Raw genomic sequence first — 21,095 nt, forward strand, 5'->3', positions numbered from 1 at the left:
GTTATGGCTGATAAAAAGCGTTTGGACATTTATGTGTTTGAAAAGGGCTTGGCCCAGTCGCGCACCCATGCCCAGGAGCTGATTGAAGCCGGTCAGGTATTCTTAAATCAGAATGGCCAAAAGAAAGTTCTTAAGAAATCCAATCTGGCAGTGACGCCAGAAATGGAAGATCAGATCACAGTGGATCAGGGGCCTGCCAATCGCTTTGTCTCTCGCGGGGGATTAAAACTTGAAGGCGCCTTAAAGCAGGTCGGTCTTAATATTCAGGGCTTTGATGTTCTGGATGTGGGGATTTCAACGGGGGGCTTTACGGATTGCGCTTTGCAATCTGGTGCCCGGTTCGTGTTGGGAGTTGACGTTGGCCACGGCCAAGTCAGTTCTTCTCTATTGAATAATCCCAAGTTGAAAGTGATCGAAGGGATCAATGCCCGCGCATTATCAGGCGAAGCTGCAGTTATTGCGGCCACTCCGAAAGAGGGCTTTGATCTGATCGTGATGGATGTATCCTTTATTTCCATCGAAATGATTCTGCCGGAACTGAACCGATTCTTAAAGCCATCCGGCCATATTCTAAGTCTTGTAAAGCCACAGTTCGAGGTCGGCGTTGACGGGCTGTCAAAGGGTGGTATTGTCAAAGACAGTTCGTTGTATGTGAAAGTCGAAGAAAAGATCAAAGCTTGCTGTGATAAATGCGGCTTTGAGGTAAGGGACTATTTTGCTTCTTCCATTGAGGGAAAGGATGGCAATCATGAGTTTTTTGTATTCGCGAAAAAGCGTTAGCTTTCTTTTGGCACTGGTTTTCCTGGCGGGTTGTCAATCCATCAGGACTCGTGAGGATATCAAGGGAACAAAACCTGCGCCAACGAATGGCAAAACTCAAAGACCAACCTCTCCTCAGCAACCTGTCGAGGATTCCACTCCTTATCAGCCGGATGTTCAGGTTGAAGAACCGGTAGCACCTCCACCACCTCCAGCACCAGTCATTCCCGCGATGCCAAAGATTGCATTTATTCTTGGCGGCGGGGGAGCAAAAGCCTATGCCCATATCGGATTTCTGCACGAACTTTCGCGCGCGAAGGTTCCCGTGTATGCGATCGGTGGGGTGGAGTTCGCGTCTCCGATGGCAGCTTTGTTTGCCAATCGTGAACAGGCCAACGACGTTGAATGGCAAATGTTCAAACTTAAAGATGACGAGATCATCAAAAAGTCCCTGCTTGGAAACGTGAACAAGAACGGCGACATCTCGGTCATGCGCGAATTCTACAACACAGCTTTCAAAAATCAGAAGGCCGAGGATTTCCGTATTCCTTTTGCCTGTCCTTCCTACAATCTAAAAAAGAACCAGGCCTTGATGATGAATCGCGGTGGCATGGAACAGCTTTTAAGCATGTGCATGGCCTATCCGCCGTTCTTTAAACCATTCCAGGGCAATGTCGCAGCCGTGCGTGAAGTGTCGGGATTAGCCCGCTATCTTCGCCAGAAAGGTGCGAACTTTGTGGTGTTCGTGAATGTCCTTCAAGTGCCGGGCGGAAGCAAGCCGTTCACTTTGGATGCGGCAGCCACGGACAACGTATTATGGAGTGAGATCGCGGGACTGTATAATAAGCCTTTTGCAGGAGTTGATACTGTCATTACCCTTGATACCGGTGACTATGGTATTATGGACTTCGATAAGCGCCGTGAAATTATGAACAAAGGCGCTGACTCAGCAAACCGCCAATTGAAAACTTTGACACGTAAATGGGGACTTTAAAAAGTTCAGGAGACCGGAATGAGAAAACCAACTTTTGATATGAACATTTTTGCGGCACGAAGAAAAAGCCTGGCTCAACAGATCCCAGGTTCTGCGTTGGTGGTGGCTTCTCACCCGGAAACAATCCGTAACCACGATGTGCATTTTCCATACCGTCAGGATTCCAACATGTTCTACCTGACTGGTTGGGAAGAGCCGGAATCTATTTTGATCGTTCGCCCTGGTCAAACTCCAGAGACAGTGATGTTCGTGCGCCGTCGTGACCGCGAAAGAGAAACTTGGGATGGATTCCGTTACGGCCCGGAAGGCTGCGAGCAGGAATTCAAAATCGACAAGTGCTATCCAATTGATGAGTTTGAAAAAGTAGCGCCACAATTGTTATCTGCTGTTGATTCTATTTACTATCGCCAGTTTAAAAACAAAGAAGTCGATGAAAAGATGGAGCATGTTTTGAACACAGTAAAACAAATGCGTGGCCGTACAGGCTATGGTTTGCTTTCTGTGCACGATGCCGACACTTTGATCGGCGAAATGCGTTTGGTTAAGTCAGAGTACGAATTGACTCAACTTCGCGAAGCTTGCGAAATTTCTGCTCAAGCTCACTTGGCAGCCATGCGCTTTACCCGCCCGGGTGTGACTGAGCGCCAAGTGCAAGGCGTATTGGCTCATAACTTTTACATGAGAGACTCTGCCCGCGAAGGTTACGGTTTCATCGTGGCTTCCGGAAATGCCGCTACGACTCTTCACTACAACTTTAACGACCAGGTCTGCAAAGACGGTGATCTTTTGTTGATCGACGCCGGGGCTGAGTACAATTACTACACTGGCGACATCACCAGAACTTACCCAGTAAACGGTAAATTCACTGATGAGCAAGGCCGCGTGTACGAAGCTGTTTTGAAAGTTCAAAAAGCAATCGTGGATTTCGTAAAACCAGGCATCGTATTCAAAGACTTGCACGACATGGGTACTTCCATGCTGACAGATGCAATGCTTGAGCTTGGGTTGTTGTCAGGTCGTAAAGACGATTTGATTCAATCCCTGGCGCAAAAGAAATACTATCCGCATGGTATCGGCCACTGGTTGGGTCTTGATGTGCATGATGCTGGTTTGTACTTTAAAAAAGGCGAACCACGTCCGATCGAAGCCAACATGTGCTTCACAATCGAGCCGGGTCTTTACATCCCAGCCGACGACACATCAGCTCCGCAAAAGTATCGCGGTATCGGCATCCGTATCGAAGACAACGTTCGCGTAACTTCAAACGGCGTCGAAAACATGACGACATCAGTACCGAAAGAGATCTCTGATATCGAAAAAGTAGTTGGCAAATCCTAATAATTTCCCGAGATTGATAAATATGTTTAAGCTCTGATGATGAATCAGAGCTTTTTCTTTAAAGGTGTCCTGTGAACAAGAATATCAAGATTGTTTCCGCCAAAGAGTCTGACATCCCGGAGATTCTTCATTTCATCACTCAGCTTGCGATCTACGAGAAGCTTGAACATGAAGTTGTCGCAACCGAAGAATCACTTAGGAAAACTCTATTCGGAGAAAAGAAATTTGCCGAAGTGATTTTCCTGGAAGAGGACGGCAGCAAAGCCGGTTTCGCATTGTTCTTTCATAGTTACTCAACGTTCCTGGCGCTCCCGGGAATTTATCTGGAAGATCTTTTTGTCCTGCCTGAACATCGTGGTAAAGGATACGGCAAACGGCTTCTAAGTCATCTTGCCAAAATCGCCGTTGAACGCGGCTGTGGGCGCCTGGAATGGTCGGTGCTTGATTGGAACAAGCCCGCCATTGATTTCTATTTGTCGTTGGGCTCAAAGCCCATGGACGAGTGGACCGTTCATCGCGTGACCGGTGAAGCCCTTGAAAAGCTCGCGACGATCGCTAAATAAAACGATGGTGAAGCCAGCCGTTTTTTTCGGCGTTCTCTGTCAGTTCGCGCTCGGTCTTAAAAATCTTATCATCGCGTGAAGCCGCGCTAACAGCCAAACGCAGGTGGGTCGCGCTTTCCAATAAATTGAAATCACCCATGGTGTTTCCACTTGCCAGGAAGGGAAGCTGTCCGCCGGTTTTTGCAAGCAGTGCTTCCACTTTACCCTGACGATAAGTGATAACGCCTTTTTGCTTATCGGTGATGATGTCGTCATTCACTTCGGTTTCAACGCCAATGATGTTGTCATACCCAAGACCCACCAGATCAGCTCCTCCTTCAACAGCCCATTTCACTGAGGCTGTGATGACGTAAATCTGAACCCCTTTTGACATAAGCAGTTGAAGCAACTTTCTTTGTTCAGAAAACACCGGAACCGGAGCTGCGTCTTTAACTCCCGCCTTGGCCCATTCGCGAACCTGCGTAAGCGTTTTGCCTTTACAGATTTGTGCCAGCCATAAGTAAGCCTTGCGCGGATCCTCGGCTTTCATGGATTCGTAGTGATTCCAGGCGTCTTTAGGGAGGTCCACAAGTTTGTTGTCGATTTGATAGTGAAAGAACGTTTCACCCAGGTCGATATCCCACAAAGTTCCGTCGGCATCGAAGGCCGCAACAGGATTTTTCTGTTCCTTCAAAACCTGATCAAGAGTGTTGTTAATTGTGCTCCAAATGTCGGCGGAATAGTCTTTGTATTTCATCGGGTCTTAGTATGAAATAGATACGTCAAAATGACAAGGGAGCACGGTTCATGAGTCTTTACTGTCGCGTTATCCAAACTGACGATTTACAACGAATTTTGGATCTCGAAAATCGCAAACTTACGGAACAATATCCGGATGAGATGGAAAGAATGATCGCGGTTTGGAACTCCAAACACCGCATCGAAGCTCTAAATCATTATATTCCACTGGGCTGGAGCTTTTTGGCAGAAGATCAGGAATCAGGAGCTTTGCTGGGCTACTTTATTGCTCAACCGTTGTTGTTCCTGGACGGGCAAACACAAACTTTGTGGGTTGAGCATGTGCAGTTTACGACATTGCAGGCCCGCGATGAACTTTGTGAACTGGCCTATAAGTTGGGCCGTGAAAAACATCTGCAAAGAGTTTACTTCCCGTCGGATAATGGAGTTCCAAACTCGGTAAAAGGTTTTAAGCCCGCAACTTGGGAGCCAGGCACGCTTGCTGTAAAAACAACGAAATAGGATAAGGGTATGAAGAATTTTTCCTTCGTGAATCGCATTCAGAATTTGTCCAAAATGAAAACTCAGGAATTCGATCTTGTCATCATCGGTGGTGGCATTAACGGAGCCGGAGTCGCCCGCGATGCCTGCGCGCGAGGTATGTCAGTCGCCCTGGTTGAAGCCCGGGATTTTGCTTCAGGAACTTCTTCTCGCTCCAGCAAAATGGTTCACGGTGGAATTCGGTACCTTGAAAACATGGACTTCAAACTTGTTTACGAAGCGTTGAATGAAAGAAATAAATTATTCGAAATGGCGCCGCATCTGGTGCATCCTCTGCGTTTCATGCTTCCGCTTTACAAGGAAAGCCGCGTGGGCATGTTCAAGATGGGCTTGGGAATGTGGCTGTACGATATTCTGGCGTTATTCCAATCTCCAGAAATGCACGAGCGTCTGGATTCCAAAGAATCCGTCGCACGCATGTCAGCACTTCGTGAAAAAGATCTTCTGGGTTCATATATTTACTCAGACGGATACATGGATGATGACCGCTTGGTTCACGAGACCCTGCGTTCCGCGAATGAAATGGGTATGGTCGCTGCCAACTACGTGGCAGCAACGGGTGCAGATTTTGGCGCCGATGGAAAAATCACAGCAGTTCATTGCGAAGACCAATTAAGCAAAGAAAAATTTAAAATTCGCGGTCGCCACGTTATCAGCTCTGTTGGGCCGTGGACGGACCAGTTGGGCGAGGGTCTTTTCAAAGAGTGGAAAAAAATTCTGCGCCCGACAAAAGGTATCCATCTGACTTTGCCTAAGAATCGTCTGCCGCTGGAATCAGCGGTGGTGATGGGTGCGGAAAAAGGTGATCGCATCGTGTTTGGAATTCCGCGCCACGAGATGATCATCATCGGCACGACAGATACGGACTTCAAAGAATCTCCGGAAAATGTGACTGTCACACCTGAAGACGTAAAGTACCTGTTGGAAATTACCTCCCATTATTTCCCGGGAGCGAATTTGACGGCGCACGATGTGATTGCAAGTTACGCTGGAGTTCGTCCTTTGGTGAACGATGGATCTTCTTCAGAGGGCAAAACAAGTCGCGAACACACCATCATCGATGACCCACGGGGAGTGACTTTTGTGGCTGGCGGCAAATACACGACTTATCGCCTGATGTGCCAACAAACGGTTTCCCATGCGCTGAAAAGTTTCACTGTGGAGGATCGCGCTAAGTTTGCAAAAAAAGACACGGCAGTGGCATTGAACGAGTATACATCCGAAAGCGCCTATCACGAGGCGCGAGTGCTGGCGACCGCTTGGGCGCAGGAGTACGGCCGTCCCGAGGAAGATGTTGTGGAATTAGCGCAGCGGTATGGGCGGGAAGCCGAAGTTATCCTTAGCAAATATGATTATAAATACAGTTACTGGCAGCTGGAAGCCGCTCAGGCCATCGACAACACGATGTGTTTGAATTTGCGCGATTTCTTTTCGCGCAGAGTTCCGTTGTTCCTTGCGGATCGCAATCATGGGTTGAAGCATTTGGATGAAATTGCGCAAGTTTTCCAAGAGAAACTAAGCTGGTCAGACAAGCGACTTCACGACGAGAAACACGCGCTTTCCGAGTACATGGGACGCGAGCTCGAGTGGAAAAAACACTTCTAACTTTGCACCAGAGCGGCTCTTCGAGAGCCGCTGACTCTGTGTCAAATTGCTTAAGCGCGTCAAAATTACTCGACTGACGGCCTAAATATCAGTATTGACTCTGCTTTTCAATCTCCCTAGACTTGTAGTCGAAATCACACAATGAAATTTTCTTGAGAGAGATTCAGCATGAGTTTTTTTGACAAAGTACAAGACTATTTTTCCAATGATATCGCGATTGACCTGGGCACAGCCAACACTCTCGTTTACGTAAAAGGTCGCGGAATTATTCTTGATGAACCATCTGTAGTAGCAGTTCAAAAGAACTATCGCGGAATGCAAAACCGTGTTCTTGCTGTCGGTAAAGAAGCAAAACACATGCTGGGCAGAACACCAGGTTCTATCGTGGCAATCCGTCCGATCAAAGACGGTGTTATCGCTGACTTCGAAGTTACTCAATCCATGCTTAAATATTTCATCGGTAAATCTTTGGGCGAGAAAAAATCTTTTATCCGTCCACGTATCATCATCTGCGTTCCATACGGAATCACTCAGGTTGAAAAACGCGCGGTTAAGGAAGCTGCTCAATCAGCTGGTGCGCGCGAGGTTTACTTGATCGAAGAACCAATGGCAGCAGCTATCGGTGCAGGCCTTCCGATCACAGAACCATCAGGCAACATGGTTGTCGATATGGGTGGTGGTACTACGGGTGTCGCAGTTATTTCTTTGGGTGGTATCGTTTACTGTAAATCAATCAAAGTAGCGGGCGATAAGTTTGATGAAGCAATCATCAACTACGTACGCCGTCAGTTCAATTTGTTGATCGGTGAAAGAACTGCTGAATTGATCAAAATCCAAATCGGTAATGCATATCCATTCGAAGATGAAAAAACGATGGAAATCAAAGGTCGTGACCTTGTAGCTGGTGCTCCGAAAACTATCGAGATCACAAGCTCTCAGGTTAACGATGCCTTGATGGATCCATTGTCTGAAGTGGTGGATGCTGTTCGTACCGCTCTTGAAAAAACTCCGCCAGAGCTTGCTTCTGATATCGTAGATAACGGAATTGTTCTCACAGGTGGTGGGGCGTTGCTTGCGAACCTGGACGTTCTTCTAAGAGAACGTACTGGATTGCCGGTTTCTATCGCTGAAGATCCATTGAGCTGCGTAGTAATGGGCTCAGGTAAAGTTCTAGACCAATTGGACCTTCTCAGACAGCTGACAGTCGACTAACATAAGGGTCATTCTACTTATATTAGGAAGTACATGACCGAAGCCGACATTCAATCGATCGCCTTGTTTTTCTACTTTGCTTTACTAGATGACAGAAGGGCGATCGAGGCTTCCACTCAAGCCCTAGCCCTTTGTCGGGATAAAAAGAAAAGAAATCCGGAATTATCAAATCCCGTCGCCCTGGTTGCGGCGACTAAAATCACTTGGGATAAATTCAAGGTTCGAGTCACGCGTGGTCGTCCTAACACCACAGTGGAATCCGGCTGGCTGATTCCTGAAGGTGTTGATTTAGGACCTTGGCGTGAATTCCAAAAGACCGCATCTGAAGACGAACTTCTGACGGTGATCTGGTCAAAAATTTTGAAAATTGAAGATAATGATATTTCCGAAGGCCTTGGAATCACTCAAGGTACGATTCGCTATCGTTTGGGCCGAGCTTTGCGCAAGCTGGGCACTATGACTCAAGGGATGGGGAAGCTAAAGCATGGCACAGCAAGAGGATAAACTGGCTCTTTCTAAAAAAGGGAAAAGGGAGATGTCTCCCTTTATCGGTCACGAGCTGCTGTATGACTATCTGTCAGGCGTTCTGGATGAGGAACGAAAACTGGCAGTCGAAGATCATGTGAAATTCTCCCGTGATGCGCAGTTGGATCTTAATAAAATCCAAAATGGCGAAATCTATGCAAAACAACTGGCCAGTACAATTGTTTCCCAACCAATTATTGAACAGATCAATACTCCTTCCACTTACCTGACCGTGCTGATGCAAAAATCCAATTTCGACCGCTGGCCACAGGGTTTGAAGTGGGGCTTGGAAGCATTGGTTGTTGTGGGAGTGATTGTTACTTTATTGACCGTGGCACCCTGGCAGAAAGTTCTGCAAATCGGGATGAGCGGCGGCAGCAAAGAAGTGGTTTTGTCTGAAGTAAGCAAAACTGAAAAGGTCGCACAGTACGAAGACAAGCCGCAATTCGTGGATGAAGAACCTAAGACAGATAAACCTCTTCAGGTTCCTAAACCGATGCCTACGGCCGAAGTTAAAGCTTCACCAGCCGCAACAGTTGCAGCCAAGCCTTCTGTGGCTCCGGCGACAACAGTCGCTGCGGCAGCAGCAACCGCAAAGAAAGAAGCCGAGAAGGAAGACGAATCTTCATCTGTTGCTTCCGGTGGTTTCCTTTACCGTGGCGAGATTGCACTTACAAATCTTTCAGTGGTCGGACCAAAAATCACAGAAAAGATTCAGGAGTTGGGTGGTCGTAAAGCCGGTTCCGTGGAACTGGGCTGGCAGAAATCTCCGACGTCGACTTACTATCACTTTACTTTACCCGAAGCAAAGTATCAGGATCTGACGACGTTCCTGGGAACTTACGGCAAAGTTAATCTGATTAAAGAAAAGCATCCCCGGGTAATGCCAGACGGAATCATCCGTTTGATTATCACAGTGGACGAAGATAAAAAGTGAAAACCTTAAGACGGAAACCAAAGAGATCACTTCGTACGATTCTTATCGTATGGTCTCTTTTATTTTCCGTCGTACCGTTGGCGTTCGTAACTTACTACTCGATGGTCAAATATGAAAAGGCCATTGATCACGAGTTAACCCAGCGTCTGACGGGGAATGCCCGTGAAGTTGAGAACATCATCAACGAGTTTCGAACCACTCTGCAGCAGCGTCGTGAAAGATACCTGCGCGATCCAAGTTTGACCTACCACCTGGCAATGGGGGATGGGAATACTGTTCGCAATGTCGCTAATACGTGGATTCGCACAGACGATACTTCAAGTCTGACTTTCTTTAATCGCGAAGGCCGCATGCTGGCGTCTGTATTTAAAGACGACAAAGGTGTGATTCGCAACTTCATGCCGGGTAAGGAAGCTGTTTTCCTATCCGCGAAATACATGGAAGAAGTTAAAACCAAAAGCGACATCGGCGTTGCGGAGTACAGTGAAGGCCGCAAGTTAAATTTGATCCTGATTTCCCAGGTTAAAAATAACAGTGGTCGTCTGATCGGTTACATTGAACAGGTTTTGGATTTAAATCAGGCCTTCCTAAGTAAAATCAAAAACCGACTGAAACTGGAACTAATCCTGATCCGTGATAACGGCGATCTGGTGGCCGCAAGTCATTCCGATTTCTATCTTTATAAAAAGGACTTCTTTAAGAACTATTTCCGTCCCGTTAAAGATGCATTCTTTGATTTAAATGTGCGCGGCAATCCCTATGGATTTCTGGTGTATCCGATGGATTGGGGTATTTCCAAATTCTATGTTGCCTTGGGTGCTTCAAAAAGCGAATCCGCCGCCGTTCTTAGAAACGTGAACATCGCCTTCATGACCGTCGTCGGTGCTGTGGTTTTTCTTTTGATCATCACAATACTGGTCACTTCCAATTGGGTACTGAAACCGCTGTATGATCTGGTAGGGGCGTTGCAATCATTTGAATCCCAGGAACAAGCTGTAACAATTCCGGTTAAGAATGACACCGAGATTGGACTGCTGACTGAAAGTTTCAATGAAATGAGTAAGAAAATCTGGACAGCCCGTTCGGATCTTCGCAAAAAAATCACGGAACTTGAATCTGCCAACCGCGAACTGAAGGATACTCAGACCAAACTGGTTCACTCGGCCAAAATGGTAAGTCTGGGGCAACTTGTGGCTGGTGTCGCCCATGAGTTAAATAATCCCATTGGATTTATTTATTCAAACATGACTTATCTGCGCGACTACGGCGATAAACTGATCAAGCTTGTGGACTCTGCCGAGAAACATCCTTCAAAGCTGCCAGCGCTAAAAGAAGAATACGAATTTGATTATATCGTGAAAGACATGCCTAAACTAATTTCTTCCTGCCAGGACGGGGCACGCCGCACGCGTGATATCGTACTGGGGCTGCGCAACTTCTCGCGATTGGAAGAAGCGAAGCTTCAGGAAATCGATCTTCATCAAAGTCTGGATACCACATTGAATTTGCTTCAAGGTGAAATCAAAGGCCGCGTTGAAATTCATCGTCAGTACGAACCGACTCCGCACATTCATTGTTATGCGAGTCAGATTAATCAGGTATTCATGAATATCCTCTCCAACGCGGTTCAAGCCATCGATGGTCCCGGTCATGTTTGGATATCCACAATGCCACTGAAGGACTATAAGCCTGGTAAAGACAGCAAAACCAAGTCTGGCTGGGTGCAAATCTCAATTCAAGACAGTGGTAAGGGCATGAGTCCGGAGACTATCGATAAGATTTTTGATCCGTTCTTTACGACTAAAGGCGTGGGTCAGGGAACTGGATTGGGTTTGAGTATCTCCTACGGGATCGTACAAAATCACGGCGGGGAAGTTCAGGTTCGTTCTGAAGTCGGTGTCGGTACTGAGTTTATCGTGATTCTGCCAGTCTATCCGCCGGTGCAGGAAAAAAGTTCTCAGGAAACCAGACAAATCTAAGGGTTAACACCTTTAAAAGTCCCCTTTGTCAGCCGATATTTAAGTAGATGGCAGAGAATAAATCTCAGAATGATAATAGCAAATTGTTAGCCGTGCTTCTGTTTTTAGGAGCGGGCTTGCTTGTGTTGTTATCAATGGGAACGGAAACCAAAAGTAAAAATGGTCCCGGTGCTGTCACAAAAACTCCGACGTTCGAAAAATCAGTGAATAAGCATTTGATGCTGACCAATGAAAAAATGGAATTTCAACGTCGTCGCATGGAAATCGAAAATTCGGCCTCTGCAGATTTCAACAGAACCAAAGAACAAGCGACATACAATCCGCAGGATTCAGGTTTGGATCTTTCCAACGATTCCCGATCAGCGGAAACCGCAGCGATGTTTGGTCGCGGTGACCGTGAAGAGGGCGTTCCCTCTAATCCCCACGATGTGATTCAACGGGAACTTTTTAATGCAGAACAAGATGCGGCTTATTCCGAAGCTTATAAAAAAGAATACGCCCGTCAGTTTGTAGAGAATGCTGCAAAAGGCGGCTACAACGTAATTCTTGATGATCAGTATCGCGTCCGCAAAGTCACTCCTATCAATCGCAAACCTGGCACTGTGGATATTTTTAATTCCGACGGCGGAGCAATTCAGTAATCTTTCCCTTAAATCGTACGGGAAGACTTTTTAAGAATCTTAAAAAATCCATGATCAGCCATGCTGTAGTAATGACTGCTGCTAAAAATAATGTGATCAATCAGTGGAATCTGAATCAGTTTTCCGCAGTTGTACATTCGTCGCGTGATAGCTAAATCCTGAGTGGAAGGTTCAATGCTGGAACTGGGATGATTGTGAGCCATCATAAACGAAGTTGCATTATGAGTGATCAGGAACCGGATGATATCGCGGGGATGAACTGGACAATAATCAGCAGTGCCGCGGAAAATCATTTCAGAGGAGATCAGCTGCAGTTGGGGATTTAATGCAATGATCCACAGTTCTTCGGCGGTGGGATTGACGTTAGGCTTCAGTAATTCAAAAGCGTCAGAGCTACAGGTGATTTCAGTCATGCGTCGAGGATGTGCAAAATCCGAACAGTTCTCCATCACAGATTGGCGTACAGCGACGAACGAATATTGGACGCCGTTCGTGGGGCACACGGGCAGGACTTGCACGTAGCAGGGGCTCGGCATAGACTTGTTCAGGAATAAAAGGGGTATCTTTATGATCAAGAATTTCCTAATGACTGCGATGGCAGTATCAATGTTGGCACTTACAAGCTGCGGTCCAAAAGCATTCACTAAAGGTGATTACGATGATGTCAGCAGAGAAAATCTGTTGAATGATCAATGGTCTGAAACTGATATGCAAAAAGCTGTTCACGATCTTGTGACAAGCGCATTGCAATCTCCGGCAATCACTCAGGCGAAAAGAATGCCTGTGGTAATGGTGACAGGTTTGCAAAATAAAACCAGCGAACACATCGACACTCAAAGCATCATGGATATGATCCGTGTTGAGTTGATGAAAACTGGTAAAGTCGCGTTCATCGATAAAGAAGCTCGTGGCGATATCGCTGACGAATACAACTACCAAAATTCCGGCATGACTAGCGCAGAATCTAAAAAAGGCCCAGGCGGCCAGGTTGGTGCAGACTTTATCATCAACGGTCGTTTGGATTCCATCGTTCAGGAAGTTGGTAAAGACAAGTCTGTGTACTACAAACTGACTTTGAATTTGACGAACTTGAAAACCAGCATGATTACTTGGTCTGACCAAAAACAAATCCGTAAAGTATTTAAGAAAAAATCAATCGGACTTTAATGACTATTCACTTCAAAAGACTCACAGGATTTGTGGGTCTTTTTTTTATTTTACTGCTTTCGGGATGCGCCACTTACCAGGGTAAAGTGGACAAAGCCCGCTCATATCTTGTGAGTCGGGATTTCGAAAAAGCTCTGAAAGAGCTTGAGCCCCTGGCCAATAAAGAGGACGGCGATCAGCTGGTTTATCTTTTGGATTACGGAGTGGCATTGCAGATTTCCGGAAACATTCCGGAAAGTAACACCGTACTTCTGCGAGCGGATCGTCTTTCAGAACAAGTGGATTATCAGTCGGTTTCCCGTGTCGCAGGTTCACTTGCGCTGAATGAAGAAATGGTTCAGTACAAGGGCGACACCTTTGAAAAGATTTTCATCAATGCGTACCTTGCGATGAACTTTTTAGAAATCGGAAAATTGGATGATGCTTTGGTTGAAGCCCGCCGAATCAACGAAAAATATCAAAAGTATCGCCAGGAAGAAAAACAGAAGTTCGAACTTAATCCCTTCAGTAAATATCTGTCGGCTTTGATTTGGGAAGCAGATCGTGAATACGACGATGCTTACATCGCTTATCAGGAAGCTTACAAGTTGGATCCAAGTATTCCCGGAATTGGAACAGATCTGATTCGCTCGGCAAAACTGGCGCGCAGACCCGATGCCTACAAAGAATGGAAAAAGAAATTTCCTGACGTTAAGGAAAATCCCGACTGGTACGGTAAATCCATGGGGGAGTTGGTAATTCTTTATCAACAGGGTTGGGGTCCCAGAAAATATGCGGCTCAGAATGAGTATCGTTTGCCCGCTTTATATCCAGCGCCCAGCGAAACTAAAACCGCGCGCCTGACTATTGATGGACAGGGTATTTATGTAAGTAATCCCTTGTACAATGTGCAGGAAGCCGCCATCAAAACCTTGAAAGAGGATTATGGAATTCTGGTCGCAAAAAGAATGGCGGGATTAGCGACCAAGGCAGTTCTTGCAGATCAGGTGCGACAACAAAATCAGCTTTTGGGAGATTTAACTTTCCTGGCAATGAATCTTGCGGACCGTGCGGATCTTCGTCAGTGGTCGACGTTGCCACAAACAATTCAAATGATCCGGGTTCCATTGAAACCGGGAGAATATAAATTCAATCTGGAAGGATTGGATATGGCCGGAAACCCATCGGGTGAAGGGCTCTTCAATCAGAACTTCAAAATCAATGCAGGCCAGAAAAAATTCATCATCTGGCGCTCCGTGAAATAGGCAAAAAAAAGGCCCAGCGTTAGCTGAGCCTCTTTAAACTAAATCTGTGGAAACAGAATTAGTTGTTCAAACCAAGTGAAGAACCCGGAAGATTCGGAGTTTCTTCGTCTTGTTGAAGACCTGGAAGAACTGTCGCTTTTTCAGCAGCTACTTTAGCAGTAGTGTCTGTGTTGTAGCGAGTTGCAGCAGTAGCAACGCGGTTTTCCAAGTTTTGTTTCATTTCCGCAGACGCATTTTCAACAACTGTGTTTACTTGTTGTTTAGTCATGTAGTCCTGAGGGAATGCACCAAGTTTAGCAAGGTAGCCAGAAATGCTGCCGTTGCCATTTTGGATGATTTCACGAAGTGTGAAAAGAGGAGCATATTGAGATGCTTTCTTCTCAGCTTCAAAGATGATCTGAGTCAAAGTCGCAGCAGTGATATCGTTTTTAGACTTATTATCGATAACCATTACTTCTTCGTTTGTACGAATCATTTTAGCGATGTCGTCCAAAGTCACGTAGCAGCTTTGTTGTGTGTCATAAAGTTTGCGATTCTGATAACGCTTGATGATTTTAACTTTAGAGTTTGGCTTAGATGTCATTGTTTCGTTTTGGTTGATCAAAAGTGCCTCCCAATTTGAAATTTACCCAAAATATCCAATGAGATATGTGCTAAAGTATTCAGCACGTCCCCCTGTCGATGGGCGCAACCTATCCCCGGTGCCATGCCTTGTCAAGCGGTCCTCAAATCAAAAGAAAAGACTCTAGGCGTTAAAAATGACCGAATTGAGAATAGGGTCTGCTTTAAACTCTTGTTTGTTTTTTGCACTTATTTCTAAGACCTTTGTCTAAAGTTTTCTTCTGAAGCCTCCGAAACGTAATTAAGGTCGATCACGTTGCGGGTGGTAATTTAATGAAACATGAGAAAAAACAAGAGTTTAAGTCATCAGGAGTTTTGACTTTGCTGGGTCTGGTCGGCTTCTCAGCGACCATCATTGCCTCCCCCTGGAACCAGTCCTCCCAGGACGTTCAGACCAAAGCCGCTCTGCAGAAAGCAGAGGTCGTAGGTTACCAAGTTGTACAAATTTATCGCGAGGCGACAAAGGTTTCTGCGACGCCGAAAGTGGCTTCGGGAGGTCGTTTGCCAGCCTCTGTGGCACCGGTTTCTGAGCCTATGGACAGTCTTCGTGAGACCGGAACCATGGGAACCGACCCATGGGGTCAGCCTTATCACTATCGGGTCTTGCCAAGCGCAGAGCATAATTCCAACATTCGCATCGTCGTGTGGTCATCCGGCCCCAACTCCAAAGTGGAAAGCAAAGATCTAGAAAATGAAGAGATGAAGATCGTCGGCCAACCCAGCTTCGGCGGGGATGATGTCGGTGTGGTCTTGAGTATGTCTCAAAATTAGACTTTCCCACCCTGTCCAAGGGTCAAGTTATTGACCCCGTTCATCAAGGTTTTTCCACATCGCTCCGAACAGCCTAGTGACCAAGGAGATCTCATGCTTCTTATTACTAGGACCGGAACATTCGCAGCGCTTCTTCTCTCGCTTACTGCCTGCGCCACGTTCACGTCACAAGATTCCGATAAAGCTACTTACTACGAGGCGTCTTTTAACGATCGTAACAGAGCACCGGCATCATTAACTCCACCTCCGATTACTTCAAAAGATGGTCAGACAACTCTGGATCCTCTTTATATGCGCACTCAGGCGGACTACTATTTCGCAATGGGTGAGGCTTATGCTTTGGAAGGAAACTCCAACAAAGCAATCGAGTCATTCAAGATGACGCTGGTTTACGATCAGAACTCTCCGACTGTGAACATGCGTTTGGCTGCAGAGTTTTTGAAGCTGGGAATGATTTCTGAATCTTTGGCTCAGGCCGAGGAAGCTACCAAGAAAGATCCAAAGAATATCGATTCCCACCTGTTGTTGGGTGGTTTGTATTCTTCCATGAAGCTTTATCCAAAAGCGATGGATCAATATCAGCTGGTAATGAAGCTTTCACCGACGAACACAGAAGCGCCTTTGTACATTGGTGCTTTGTATTCCGAGCAAAAGCAATCTGACAAAGCTGTGAAATACTTTGAGTCTTTGTTGAAAAATCCAGAATACGTGACGCCTCATCTTGCGCATTACTACATCGGTCGCGTGCGTATGGAACAACCGGAAGGCAAATACCAAAAAGCGGCAGAGCAGTCTTTCAAAACGGCTTTGAAACTTAAACCGGATTTTGCGGACGGTGTGTTGACTCTGGGTATGCTTTACTCAAAGCAAAAGCAGGATGAAAAAGCCCTGAGTTTGTATCGCAACTTCCAAAAGGAAAATACTCCAAGCCCGAAAATCGCAGACGTCCTTGCGCAAACGTATATCGAGCAGGGTCGCTACGACCTGGCTTACGATCAACTTGAAGTCTTGGAGCAAAACTCTGAAGAGCCATTGAATATCAAAATGAAAATGGCGCTGATCCTGATTGAACAAAAGCGCTACGAAGTGGCGGTTGATAAGTTGGAGCAGATTCTAAAAGAAGCTCCAGAATCAGATAAGATCCGTTTCTACCTTGCGGCAGTTTACGAAGAAACCCGCCAGGCTGAAAAAGCAGTTCGTGAATTTAAAAAGATTCCGGCTTCCAGTACTTACTATGGTGAGTCTGTGGTGCATGCGGCATACCTTCTTAAAGGTTTGGGTCGCCTGAATGAAGCGATCGAACTGGTTTCCACAGGTTTGAAAGAGCGTGCGGATCAACCACAGGTCTATGCGATGTATGCATCCCTGTTGGATGAAAAGAATGATTTCAAATCGGCAGCAAAAGTTTTGGAACAGGGACTTGCAAAGTTCCCGGAAAATGCGCAGCTAAGATTTTACTTCGGTACAATTAACGATCGCATGGGTAACAAAGACATCGTGGTTGCTGAAATGTTGAAGGTGCTGGAACTTGATCCAAATCACGTTCAAGGTATGAACTACCTGGCTTTCACATGGGCTGAAATGAACAAGAATCTGGATGAGGCTGAAAAGCTGGCGCGTCGTGCGACAGAGCTTGAACCAAAAGACGGTTACGTGCTGGATACATTGGGCTGGATTTTGTACAAACAAAACAAAGTCACTGAATCAATCAAGTATCTTGAGGCAGCCCACAAATTCCAGGGCACTGTAAGTATTATTGCAGAGCACTTGGGTGACGCTTACTACAGACAATCCATGATTGATAAAGCCAAAAAGATGTATCGCAAAGCTGCGGATCTTGAAACTGACAAACAAAAGGTTCAGGAAATTCGCGCAAAGATCACTGCAATTGAAAGACAAGAATTAGGTTCTCCAAGATTGCCAGCATCTACCAATACGACACCCGTGGCGGCAGACAATTCGGCAAAATAGTTCCTTGGTCGGAAAAATGGAGAATCTTAAAGCCCACCCTGGTGGGCTTTTTTAGTTTTTATCGAATGCCTTTTTGTTTTTCAGCTCTATATATAGATAGAAACAGGTAAAGAACATCAGCGGCAAAGCCAGAATCAATCCATACCCGCGCAGATAAGTTGCAATCACCAGTGCCAGCGCGACTGTCAGGGTGGCTACCAGATACGAGCCAAGATTTTTGACGGAGCTAAGTGCGGCTCGATCCAAAGCCTTTGCGATGCCCTGATGAGTTTCCAACTGCAGATTCAAACCGTGACTTAGAATGAAGTAAAAGAAAACTCCCAAGGACATTAAACCAAAACCCGCGGGCAGGGATTGCACCAGCGGTTGAGGACTGTGAATAATTCCGAATGCAGATCCCATCAAAATACCCGTCGGCATCAGAATGACCGCGGTAATCAGCCACGCCACCCATTCTTTTTGCAGATGAGTGAAATCTCTCTCCCAGCGTCCTTTTTGCAAGCGCAAGTTTGCCAACTCCTGAAAAATCAAAAGTCCCACAGCGATCAAAAGAGCACCGATCACGGGAACGACTTGTGAAAAGAAAGTAAATAAGGTGGCAAGGACTCCTAAGATAAGGCTGTCTTTCCAGTTTTGGCGAAACATGATCAAAGCTTGTTTAACTGAATGCATTTCCCTATGCTAAGGGAATGAAAATTCTTTGGCGACAATTAATATCATTGATGCAGGGTCTTTCAATTCTTCTGGCAGCACTCCTATTAAATGCCTGTGCCAGCAAACCTGTGGTTGAAGGTCCTTTGCAAAAAGCAGAATGGCAAACCAAAGCAATGATTCGTGATATGAAGGCGAACAAAAGCCAATCCGTATCTATAGATATGCTGGCGATCAAAAATCAGCGCGTTCGTTTGGATGTTTCAGCCATGATGGGATTTCAGGTCGCATCGTTGGTTATGTCTCCCAAAGAAATTGCTTATGCTATCTATCCCAGAAAAGAGTTCTATTATGGAAAGAACTCCGAAAGATCCATCGAGCGTATAATCGGATTGAGTTTGCATCCAATGAATCTGGCTAATATCGCATTTGATGAACCTGTGCGCGGCCCTGGTTGGATCTGCGAGCAGGATGCTTCGAAGCTAGTCAAAATGTGTGAAAATCAGCAGCGTTCTATTCGAGTTGATTGGAAAGATCGAACAGAAGGACAAAAGAAAGTTGTAATTACGGCTCCGCAATTTGAAATGCAGTGGCTTTTTAAAGCTCCCCAGACCGAGGTCCAGTTCAAACCAGAGACATTCACTCTGAAACAGCCCGATGGTTTCAAGGCAATACAAATAAATTAAAAAACTCGTTAACCGTCTAGTATTGAGGCATAATCTTAGTCAGTAGGTGTGTCATAAATCACCGGGGAGAGTATTATGTCCTCTAAGATTGACCTTCACTCGCTGATCAGCAACTGGCAGAACTCCAGCGTCAATGCTAAAGAACATTGGAGCGGTACTTTCTCGGAGTACTTGGATCTAGTCAAAGCCAATCCAAAAATTACCAGGAATGCGTATCAACGCATGTTCGACATGATTATTGAAGAAGGTACGGAAACGTACCTTGATTTCAAAAAAGAAGTCGTTCGCTACAAATTTTTTAGTGATCAATTTAATAACGGTAAAGATGCCGTCTTCGGACTTGATGTGCAGCTGATGAAGCTGGTCAATGTTCTGAAATCTGCGTCGCTTGGTTACGGCACCGAGAAGCGTGTGATTCTTTTGCACGGCCCGGTGGGAAGTGCCAAGTCCACAATCTGCCGCATGCTGAAAAAAGGTTTGGAGAGATACTCTCACCAGCCGCAAGGTGCTTTATACACATTTGAATGGATCGATGAAAAGAACGAGCTTAAAGGTTTGTTGGGTAAGGATGTAAAAGTATTCCCATCACCAATGAACGAAGAGCCGTTGCTGTTAATTCCAGAGGAAATGCGTAACGCTATGTATGAGCAAATCAACAAAGGTCAGGAAGGGTCTTTCCGCGTTCATGTGGACGGGGAACTTTCTCCTCCTTCGCGTTTTATCTTTAAGCATTTAATGGAGCACTATGAGGGTGATTTGATGAGCGTGCTAAAACACGTTCGCGTTCGCCGTCTGTTTATCTCCGAAGCAGATCGTATCGGTATCGGTACGTTTCAGCCGAAGGATGAAAAGAATCAGGACTCCACAGAGCTTACCGGTGATATCAACTATCGTAAGATTGCTGAATACGGTTCTGACTCTGACCCACGTGCCTTTAACTTTGACGGGGAGTTCAACGTTGCCAATCGCGGTATGATTGAATTCGTCGAGGTTTTGAAACTTGACGTGGCCTTCCTGTATGACCTTTTGGGAGCCTCCCAAGAGCATAGAGTTAAACCTAAAAAATTCGCACAAACCCATATCGATGAAGTGATCATTGGTCACACGAATGAACCAGAATATCGTCGTCTGCAGGACAATGAATTCATGGAAGCCCTTCGTGACCGTACTGTGAAGATCGATATTCCGTACATCACTCGCTGGAGAGATGAGATCAATATCTATAAACGTGATTTCAACTCCCAAAAAGTGCGCGGTATTTCCATTGCACCTCACACGGTTGAGATGGCGGCGATGTGGGCTATCCTGACTCGTCTGGAAAAGCCGAAAAAAGCAAACCTGACTCGTTTGCAGAAATTGAAACTATATAATGGTAAAACGCTTCCGAATTATACCGAAGACAACGTGCGTGAGCTTCGTAAAGAAACTCAGCGCGAAGGTTTAGAGGGTATTTCGGCCCGTTATATCCAGGATAAACTGTCCAATGCGCTGGTAAATGCGCAGCAATCCAATAAAGGATCTGTGAATCCATTTATGGTGTTTAAGGAATTGGAATCAGGTCTTAAGAGTCACTCGCTTCTGTCAAACGAAGAGCTAAAAGCTGAATACAAAGAGCTTTTGGGTGTCGTGATGCAGGAGTACGAAGAGATCATTAAGGCGGAAGTACAACGTGCAATCAGTGCGGATGAAAGCGCGATGGCCAGATTGTGCTCTAACTATATTGATAACGTAAAAGCCTACACTCAAAAGGAGCGCGTTCGTAACCAGTTCACTGGTAATGACGAGGAACCGGATGAGCGCCTGATGAGATCGATCGAAGATAAGATCGAGATCCCAGAGTCGCGTAAAGATGATTTCCGTCGTGAGATCATGAATTACATCGGGGCACTGGCGCTTGAAGGTAAGAAATTTAACTTCAAGATGAACGAACGCTTGCACAAGGCGATTGAGCTGAAACTTTTTGAAGATCAAAAAGACTCGATCAAGCTTACAACCCTTGTCAGCAACGCTGTTGATAAAGATACCCAGGAAAAGATTGATATCGTTAAAACGCGTCTTATTAAAGACTTCGGTTACGATGAGATCTCTGCGACGGATGTTCTGCATTACGTGGCAAGTATCTTCGCCCGAGGCGATGTGAAAAGTAGATAACA

Annotated in this window: 21 protein-coding genes; 17 read left to right on the top strand and 4 right to left on the bottom strand. The window is 45.9% G+C overall.

Annotation, left to right across the window (positions count from 1 at the left end; genetic code table 11):
* Positions 1 to 3 precede the first annotated feature (3 nt).
* From ACLWNV_RS00865 to ACLWNV_RS00880, 4 genes are all read left to right on the top strand, one after another.
* On the top strand, positions 4 to 780 hold the full coding sequence (locus ACLWNV_RS00865; protein WP_413586005.1) for a TlyA family RNA methyltransferase: 777 nt from the start codon (positions 4 to 6) through the stop codon (positions 778 to 780).
* Positions 749 to 1,753, top strand: coding sequence for a patatin-like phospholipase family protein (locus ACLWNV_RS00870; RefSeq protein WP_413586006.1), 1,005 nt, complete (start codon positions 749 to 751; stop codon positions 1,751 to 1,753). Before ACLWNV_RS00865 ends, ACLWNV_RS00870 begins: the two co-directional genes overlap by 32 nt.
* A gap of 18 nt (positions 1,754 to 1,771) precedes the next feature.
* Positions 1,772 to 3,091, top strand: a complete 1,320-nt coding sequence (locus tag ACLWNV_RS00875) for an aminopeptidase P family protein (RefSeq protein ID WP_413586007.1) — start codon at positions 1,772 to 1,774, stop codon at positions 3,089 to 3,091.
* A gap of 71 nt (positions 3,092 to 3,162) precedes the next feature.
* Positions 3,163 to 3,654: an N-acetyltransferase family protein gene (locus tag ACLWNV_RS00880; protein ID WP_413586009.1), complete on the top strand. Its 492-nt coding sequence runs from the start codon at positions 3,163 to 3,165 to the stop codon at positions 3,652 to 3,654.
* Here ACLWNV_RS00880 and ACLWNV_RS00885 read toward each other — a convergent pair.
* Positions 3,647 to 4,390: an HAD family hydrolase gene (locus ACLWNV_RS00885; protein WP_413586010.1), complete on the bottom strand. Its 744-nt coding sequence runs from the start codon at positions 4,388 to 4,390 to the stop codon at positions 3,647 to 3,649. The genes ACLWNV_RS00880 and ACLWNV_RS00885 overlap by 8 nt on opposite strands.
* 50 nt (positions 4,391 to 4,440) lie before the next feature.
* On the opposite strand from ACLWNV_RS00885, the gene ACLWNV_RS00890 reads away from it, so the two are divergent.
* The 7 genes from ACLWNV_RS00890 to ACLWNV_RS00920 all read left to right on the top strand — a co-directional run bounded on the left by ACLWNV_RS00890 (position 4,441) and on the right by ACLWNV_RS00920 (position 11,831).
* Entirely contained in the window at positions 4,441 to 4,893 is a 453-nt protein-coding gene (locus tag ACLWNV_RS00890) for a hypothetical protein (protein WP_413586011.1), read from the top strand.
* A 9-nt stretch (positions 4,894 to 4,902) separates the two neighbouring features.
* The gene (locus ACLWNV_RS00895; protein ID WP_413586012.1) at positions 4,903 to 6,537 is read left to right on the top strand and encodes a glycerol-3-phosphate dehydrogenase/oxidase; all 1,635 of its coding nucleotides are present in this window, start codon (positions 4,903 to 4,905) and stop codon (positions 6,535 to 6,537) included.
* A gap of 168 nt (positions 6,538 to 6,705) precedes the next feature.
* Entirely contained in the window at positions 6,706 to 7,749 is a 1,044-nt protein-coding gene (locus ACLWNV_RS00900; RefSeq protein ID WP_413576585.1) for a rod shape-determining protein, read from the top strand.
* Positions 7,750 to 7,782: 33 nt separating this feature from the next.
* Complete coding sequence (locus ACLWNV_RS00905; RefSeq protein WP_413586013.1) at positions 7,783 to 8,253, top strand: hypothetical protein; 471 nt, start codon at positions 7,783 to 7,785, stop codon at positions 8,251 to 8,253.
* Positions 8,234 to 9,211, top strand: a complete 978-nt coding sequence (locus ACLWNV_RS00910) for a zf-HC2 domain-containing protein (protein WP_413586014.1) — start codon at positions 8,234 to 8,236, stop codon at positions 9,209 to 9,211. Before ACLWNV_RS00905 ends, ACLWNV_RS00910 begins: the two co-directional genes overlap by 20 nt.
* Positions 9,208 to 11,190 (top strand): ATP-binding protein, encoded by a 1,983-nt coding sequence (locus tag ACLWNV_RS00915; RefSeq protein WP_413586015.1) that lies wholly within the window; start codon positions 9,208 to 9,210, stop codon positions 11,188 to 11,190. The genes ACLWNV_RS00910 and ACLWNV_RS00915 overlap by 4 nt, the downstream gene beginning before the upstream one ends.
* A 47-nt stretch (positions 11,191 to 11,237) precedes the next feature.
* Positions 11,238 to 11,831 (top strand): hypothetical protein, encoded by a 594-nt coding sequence (locus ACLWNV_RS00920; protein WP_413586016.1) that lies wholly within the window; start codon positions 11,238 to 11,240, stop codon positions 11,829 to 11,831.
* Between the two features lie 8 nt (positions 11,832 to 11,839).
* On the opposite strand, the gene ACLWNV_RS00925 is transcribed toward ACLWNV_RS00920, so the two are convergent.
* Positions 11,840 to 12,244: a JAB domain-containing protein gene (locus ACLWNV_RS00925; RefSeq protein ID WP_413586017.1), complete on the bottom strand. Its 405-nt coding sequence runs from the start codon at positions 12,242 to 12,244 to the stop codon at positions 11,840 to 11,842.
* A 154-nt stretch (positions 12,245 to 12,398) separates the two neighbouring features.
* On the opposite strand from ACLWNV_RS00925, the gene lpoB reads away from it, so the two are divergent.
* Both lpoB and ACLWNV_RS00935 read left to right on the top strand, forming a co-directional pair.
* On the top strand, positions 12,399 to 12,998 hold the full coding sequence (gene lpoB, locus ACLWNV_RS00930) for a penicillin-binding protein activator LpoB (protein ID WP_413586018.1): 600 nt from the start codon (positions 12,399 to 12,401) through the stop codon (positions 12,996 to 12,998).
* Complete coding sequence (locus ACLWNV_RS00935; protein WP_413586019.1) at positions 12,998 to 14,242, top strand: COG3014 family protein; 1,245 nt, start codon at positions 12,998 to 13,000, stop codon at positions 14,240 to 14,242. Before lpoB ends, ACLWNV_RS00935 begins: the two co-directional genes overlap by 1 nt.
* A gap of 58 nt (positions 14,243 to 14,300) precedes the next feature.
* Here the strand turns inward: ACLWNV_RS00935 and ACLWNV_RS00940 are convergent, their stop codons facing one another.
* The gene (locus ACLWNV_RS00940; protein ID WP_088617236.1) at positions 14,301 to 14,846 is read right to left on the bottom strand and encodes a polyhydroxyalkanoate synthesis regulator DNA-binding domain-containing protein; all 546 of its coding nucleotides are present in this window, start codon (positions 14,844 to 14,846) and stop codon (positions 14,301 to 14,303) included.
* A 290-nt stretch (positions 14,847 to 15,136) separates the two neighbouring features.
* Between ACLWNV_RS00940 and ACLWNV_RS00945 the strand changes: the two genes are divergently transcribed.
* A complete protein-coding gene (locus ACLWNV_RS00945) occupies positions 15,137 to 15,634 on the top strand; it encodes a hypothetical protein (protein ID WP_413586020.1) in 498 nt (165 codons plus the stop codon).
* Positions 15,635 to 15,727: 93 nt separating this feature from the next.
* Positions 15,728 to 17,605, top strand: a complete 1,878-nt coding sequence (locus tag ACLWNV_RS00950) for a tetratricopeptide repeat protein (protein ID WP_413586021.1) — start codon at positions 15,728 to 15,730, stop codon at positions 17,603 to 17,605.
* Positions 17,606 to 17,656: 51 nt separating this feature from the next.
* Here ACLWNV_RS00950 and ACLWNV_RS00955 read toward each other — a convergent pair whose 3' ends face one another.
* Positions 17,657 to 18,277: a hypothetical protein gene (locus ACLWNV_RS00955; RefSeq protein ID WP_413586022.1), complete on the bottom strand. Its 621-nt coding sequence runs from the start codon at positions 18,275 to 18,277 to the stop codon at positions 17,657 to 17,659.
* A gap of 17 nt (positions 18,278 to 18,294) precedes the next feature.
* On the opposite strand from ACLWNV_RS00955, the gene ACLWNV_RS00960 reads away from it, so the two are divergent.
* On the top strand, positions 18,295 to 18,942 hold the full coding sequence (locus ACLWNV_RS00960) for a hypothetical protein (RefSeq protein WP_413586023.1): 648 nt from the start codon (positions 18,295 to 18,297) through the stop codon (positions 18,940 to 18,942).
* A gap of 75 nt (positions 18,943 to 19,017) precedes the next feature.
* Positions 19,018 to 21,093, top strand: a complete 2,076-nt coding sequence (locus tag ACLWNV_RS00965; protein WP_413586024.1) for a PrkA family serine protein kinase — start codon at positions 19,018 to 19,020, stop codon at positions 21,091 to 21,093.
* The last annotated feature ends 2 nt before the right edge of the window (positions 21,094 to 21,095 follow it).

This window comes from Bdellovibrio sp. HCB274 (assembly GCF_047306075.1).
Taxonomy (GTDB): Bacteria; Bdellovibrionota; Bdellovibrionia; order Bdellovibrionales; family Bdellovibrionaceae; genus Bdellovibrio.

What these genes read in the sequence shown, in the direction of transcription:
- ACLWNV_RS00865 (WP_413586005.1), top strand. Translation starts at nt 4, where the DNA reads ATGGCTGATAAAAAGCGTTTGGACATTTATGTGTTTGAAAAGGGCTTG.
- ACLWNV_RS00870 (WP_413586006.1), top strand. Translation starts at nt 749, where the DNA reads ATGAGTTTTTTGTATTCGCGAAAAAGCGTTAGCTTTCTTTTGGCACTG.
- ACLWNV_RS00875 (WP_413586007.1), top strand. Translation starts at nt 1,772, where the DNA reads ATGAGAAAACCAACTTTTGATATGAACATTTTTGCGGCACGAAGAAAA.
- ACLWNV_RS00885 (WP_413586010.1), bottom strand. Translation starts at nt 4,390, where the DNA reads ATGAAATACAAAGACTATTCCGCCGACATTTGGAGCACAATTAACAAC.
- ACLWNV_RS00890 (WP_413586011.1), top strand. Translation starts at nt 4,441, where the DNA reads ATGAGTCTTTACTGTCGCGTTATCCAAACTGACGATTTACAACGAATT.
- ACLWNV_RS00895 (WP_413586012.1), top strand. Translation starts at nt 4,903, where the DNA reads ATGAAGAATTTTTCCTTCGTGAATCGCATTCAGAATTTGTCCAAAATG.
- ACLWNV_RS00900 (WP_413576585.1), top strand. Translation starts at nt 6,706, where the DNA reads ATGAGTTTTTTTGACAAAGTACAAGACTATTTTTCCAATGATATCGCG.
- ACLWNV_RS00905 (WP_413586013.1), top strand. Translation starts at nt 7,783, where the DNA reads ATGACCGAAGCCGACATTCAATCGATCGCCTTGTTTTTCTACTTTGCT.
- ACLWNV_RS00910 (WP_413586014.1), top strand. Translation starts at nt 8,234, where the DNA reads ATGGCACAGCAAGAGGATAAACTGGCTCTTTCTAAAAAAGGGAAAAGG.
- ACLWNV_RS00920 (WP_413586016.1), top strand. Translation starts at nt 11,238, where the DNA reads ATGGCAGAGAATAAATCTCAGAATGATAATAGCAAATTGTTAGCCGTG.
- ACLWNV_RS00925 (WP_413586017.1), bottom strand. Translation starts at nt 12,244, where the DNA reads ATGACTGAAATCACCTGTAGCTCTGACGCTTTTGAATTACTGAAGCCT.
- lpoB (WP_413586018.1), top strand. Translation starts at nt 12,399, where the DNA reads ATGATCAAGAATTTCCTAATGACTGCGATGGCAGTATCAATGTTGGCA.
- ACLWNV_RS00935 (WP_413586019.1), top strand. Translation starts at nt 12,998, where the DNA reads ATGACTATTCACTTCAAAAGACTCACAGGATTTGTGGGTCTTTTTTTT.
- ACLWNV_RS00945 (WP_413586020.1), top strand. Translation starts at nt 15,137, where the DNA reads ATGAAACATGAGAAAAAACAAGAGTTTAAGTCATCAGGAGTTTTGACT.
- ACLWNV_RS00950 (WP_413586021.1), top strand. Translation starts at nt 15,728, where the DNA reads ATGCTTCTTATTACTAGGACCGGAACATTCGCAGCGCTTCTTCTCTCG.
- ACLWNV_RS00955 (WP_413586022.1), bottom strand. Translation starts at nt 18,277, where the DNA reads ATGCATTCAGTTAAACAAGCTTTGATCATGTTTCGCCAAAACTGGAAA.
- ACLWNV_RS00960 (WP_413586023.1), top strand. Translation starts at nt 18,295, where the DNA reads ATGAAAATTCTTTGGCGACAATTAATATCATTGATGCAGGGTCTTTCA.
- ACLWNV_RS00965 (WP_413586024.1), top strand. Translation starts at nt 19,018, where the DNA reads ATGTCCTCTAAGATTGACCTTCACTCGCTGATCAGCAACTGGCAGAAC.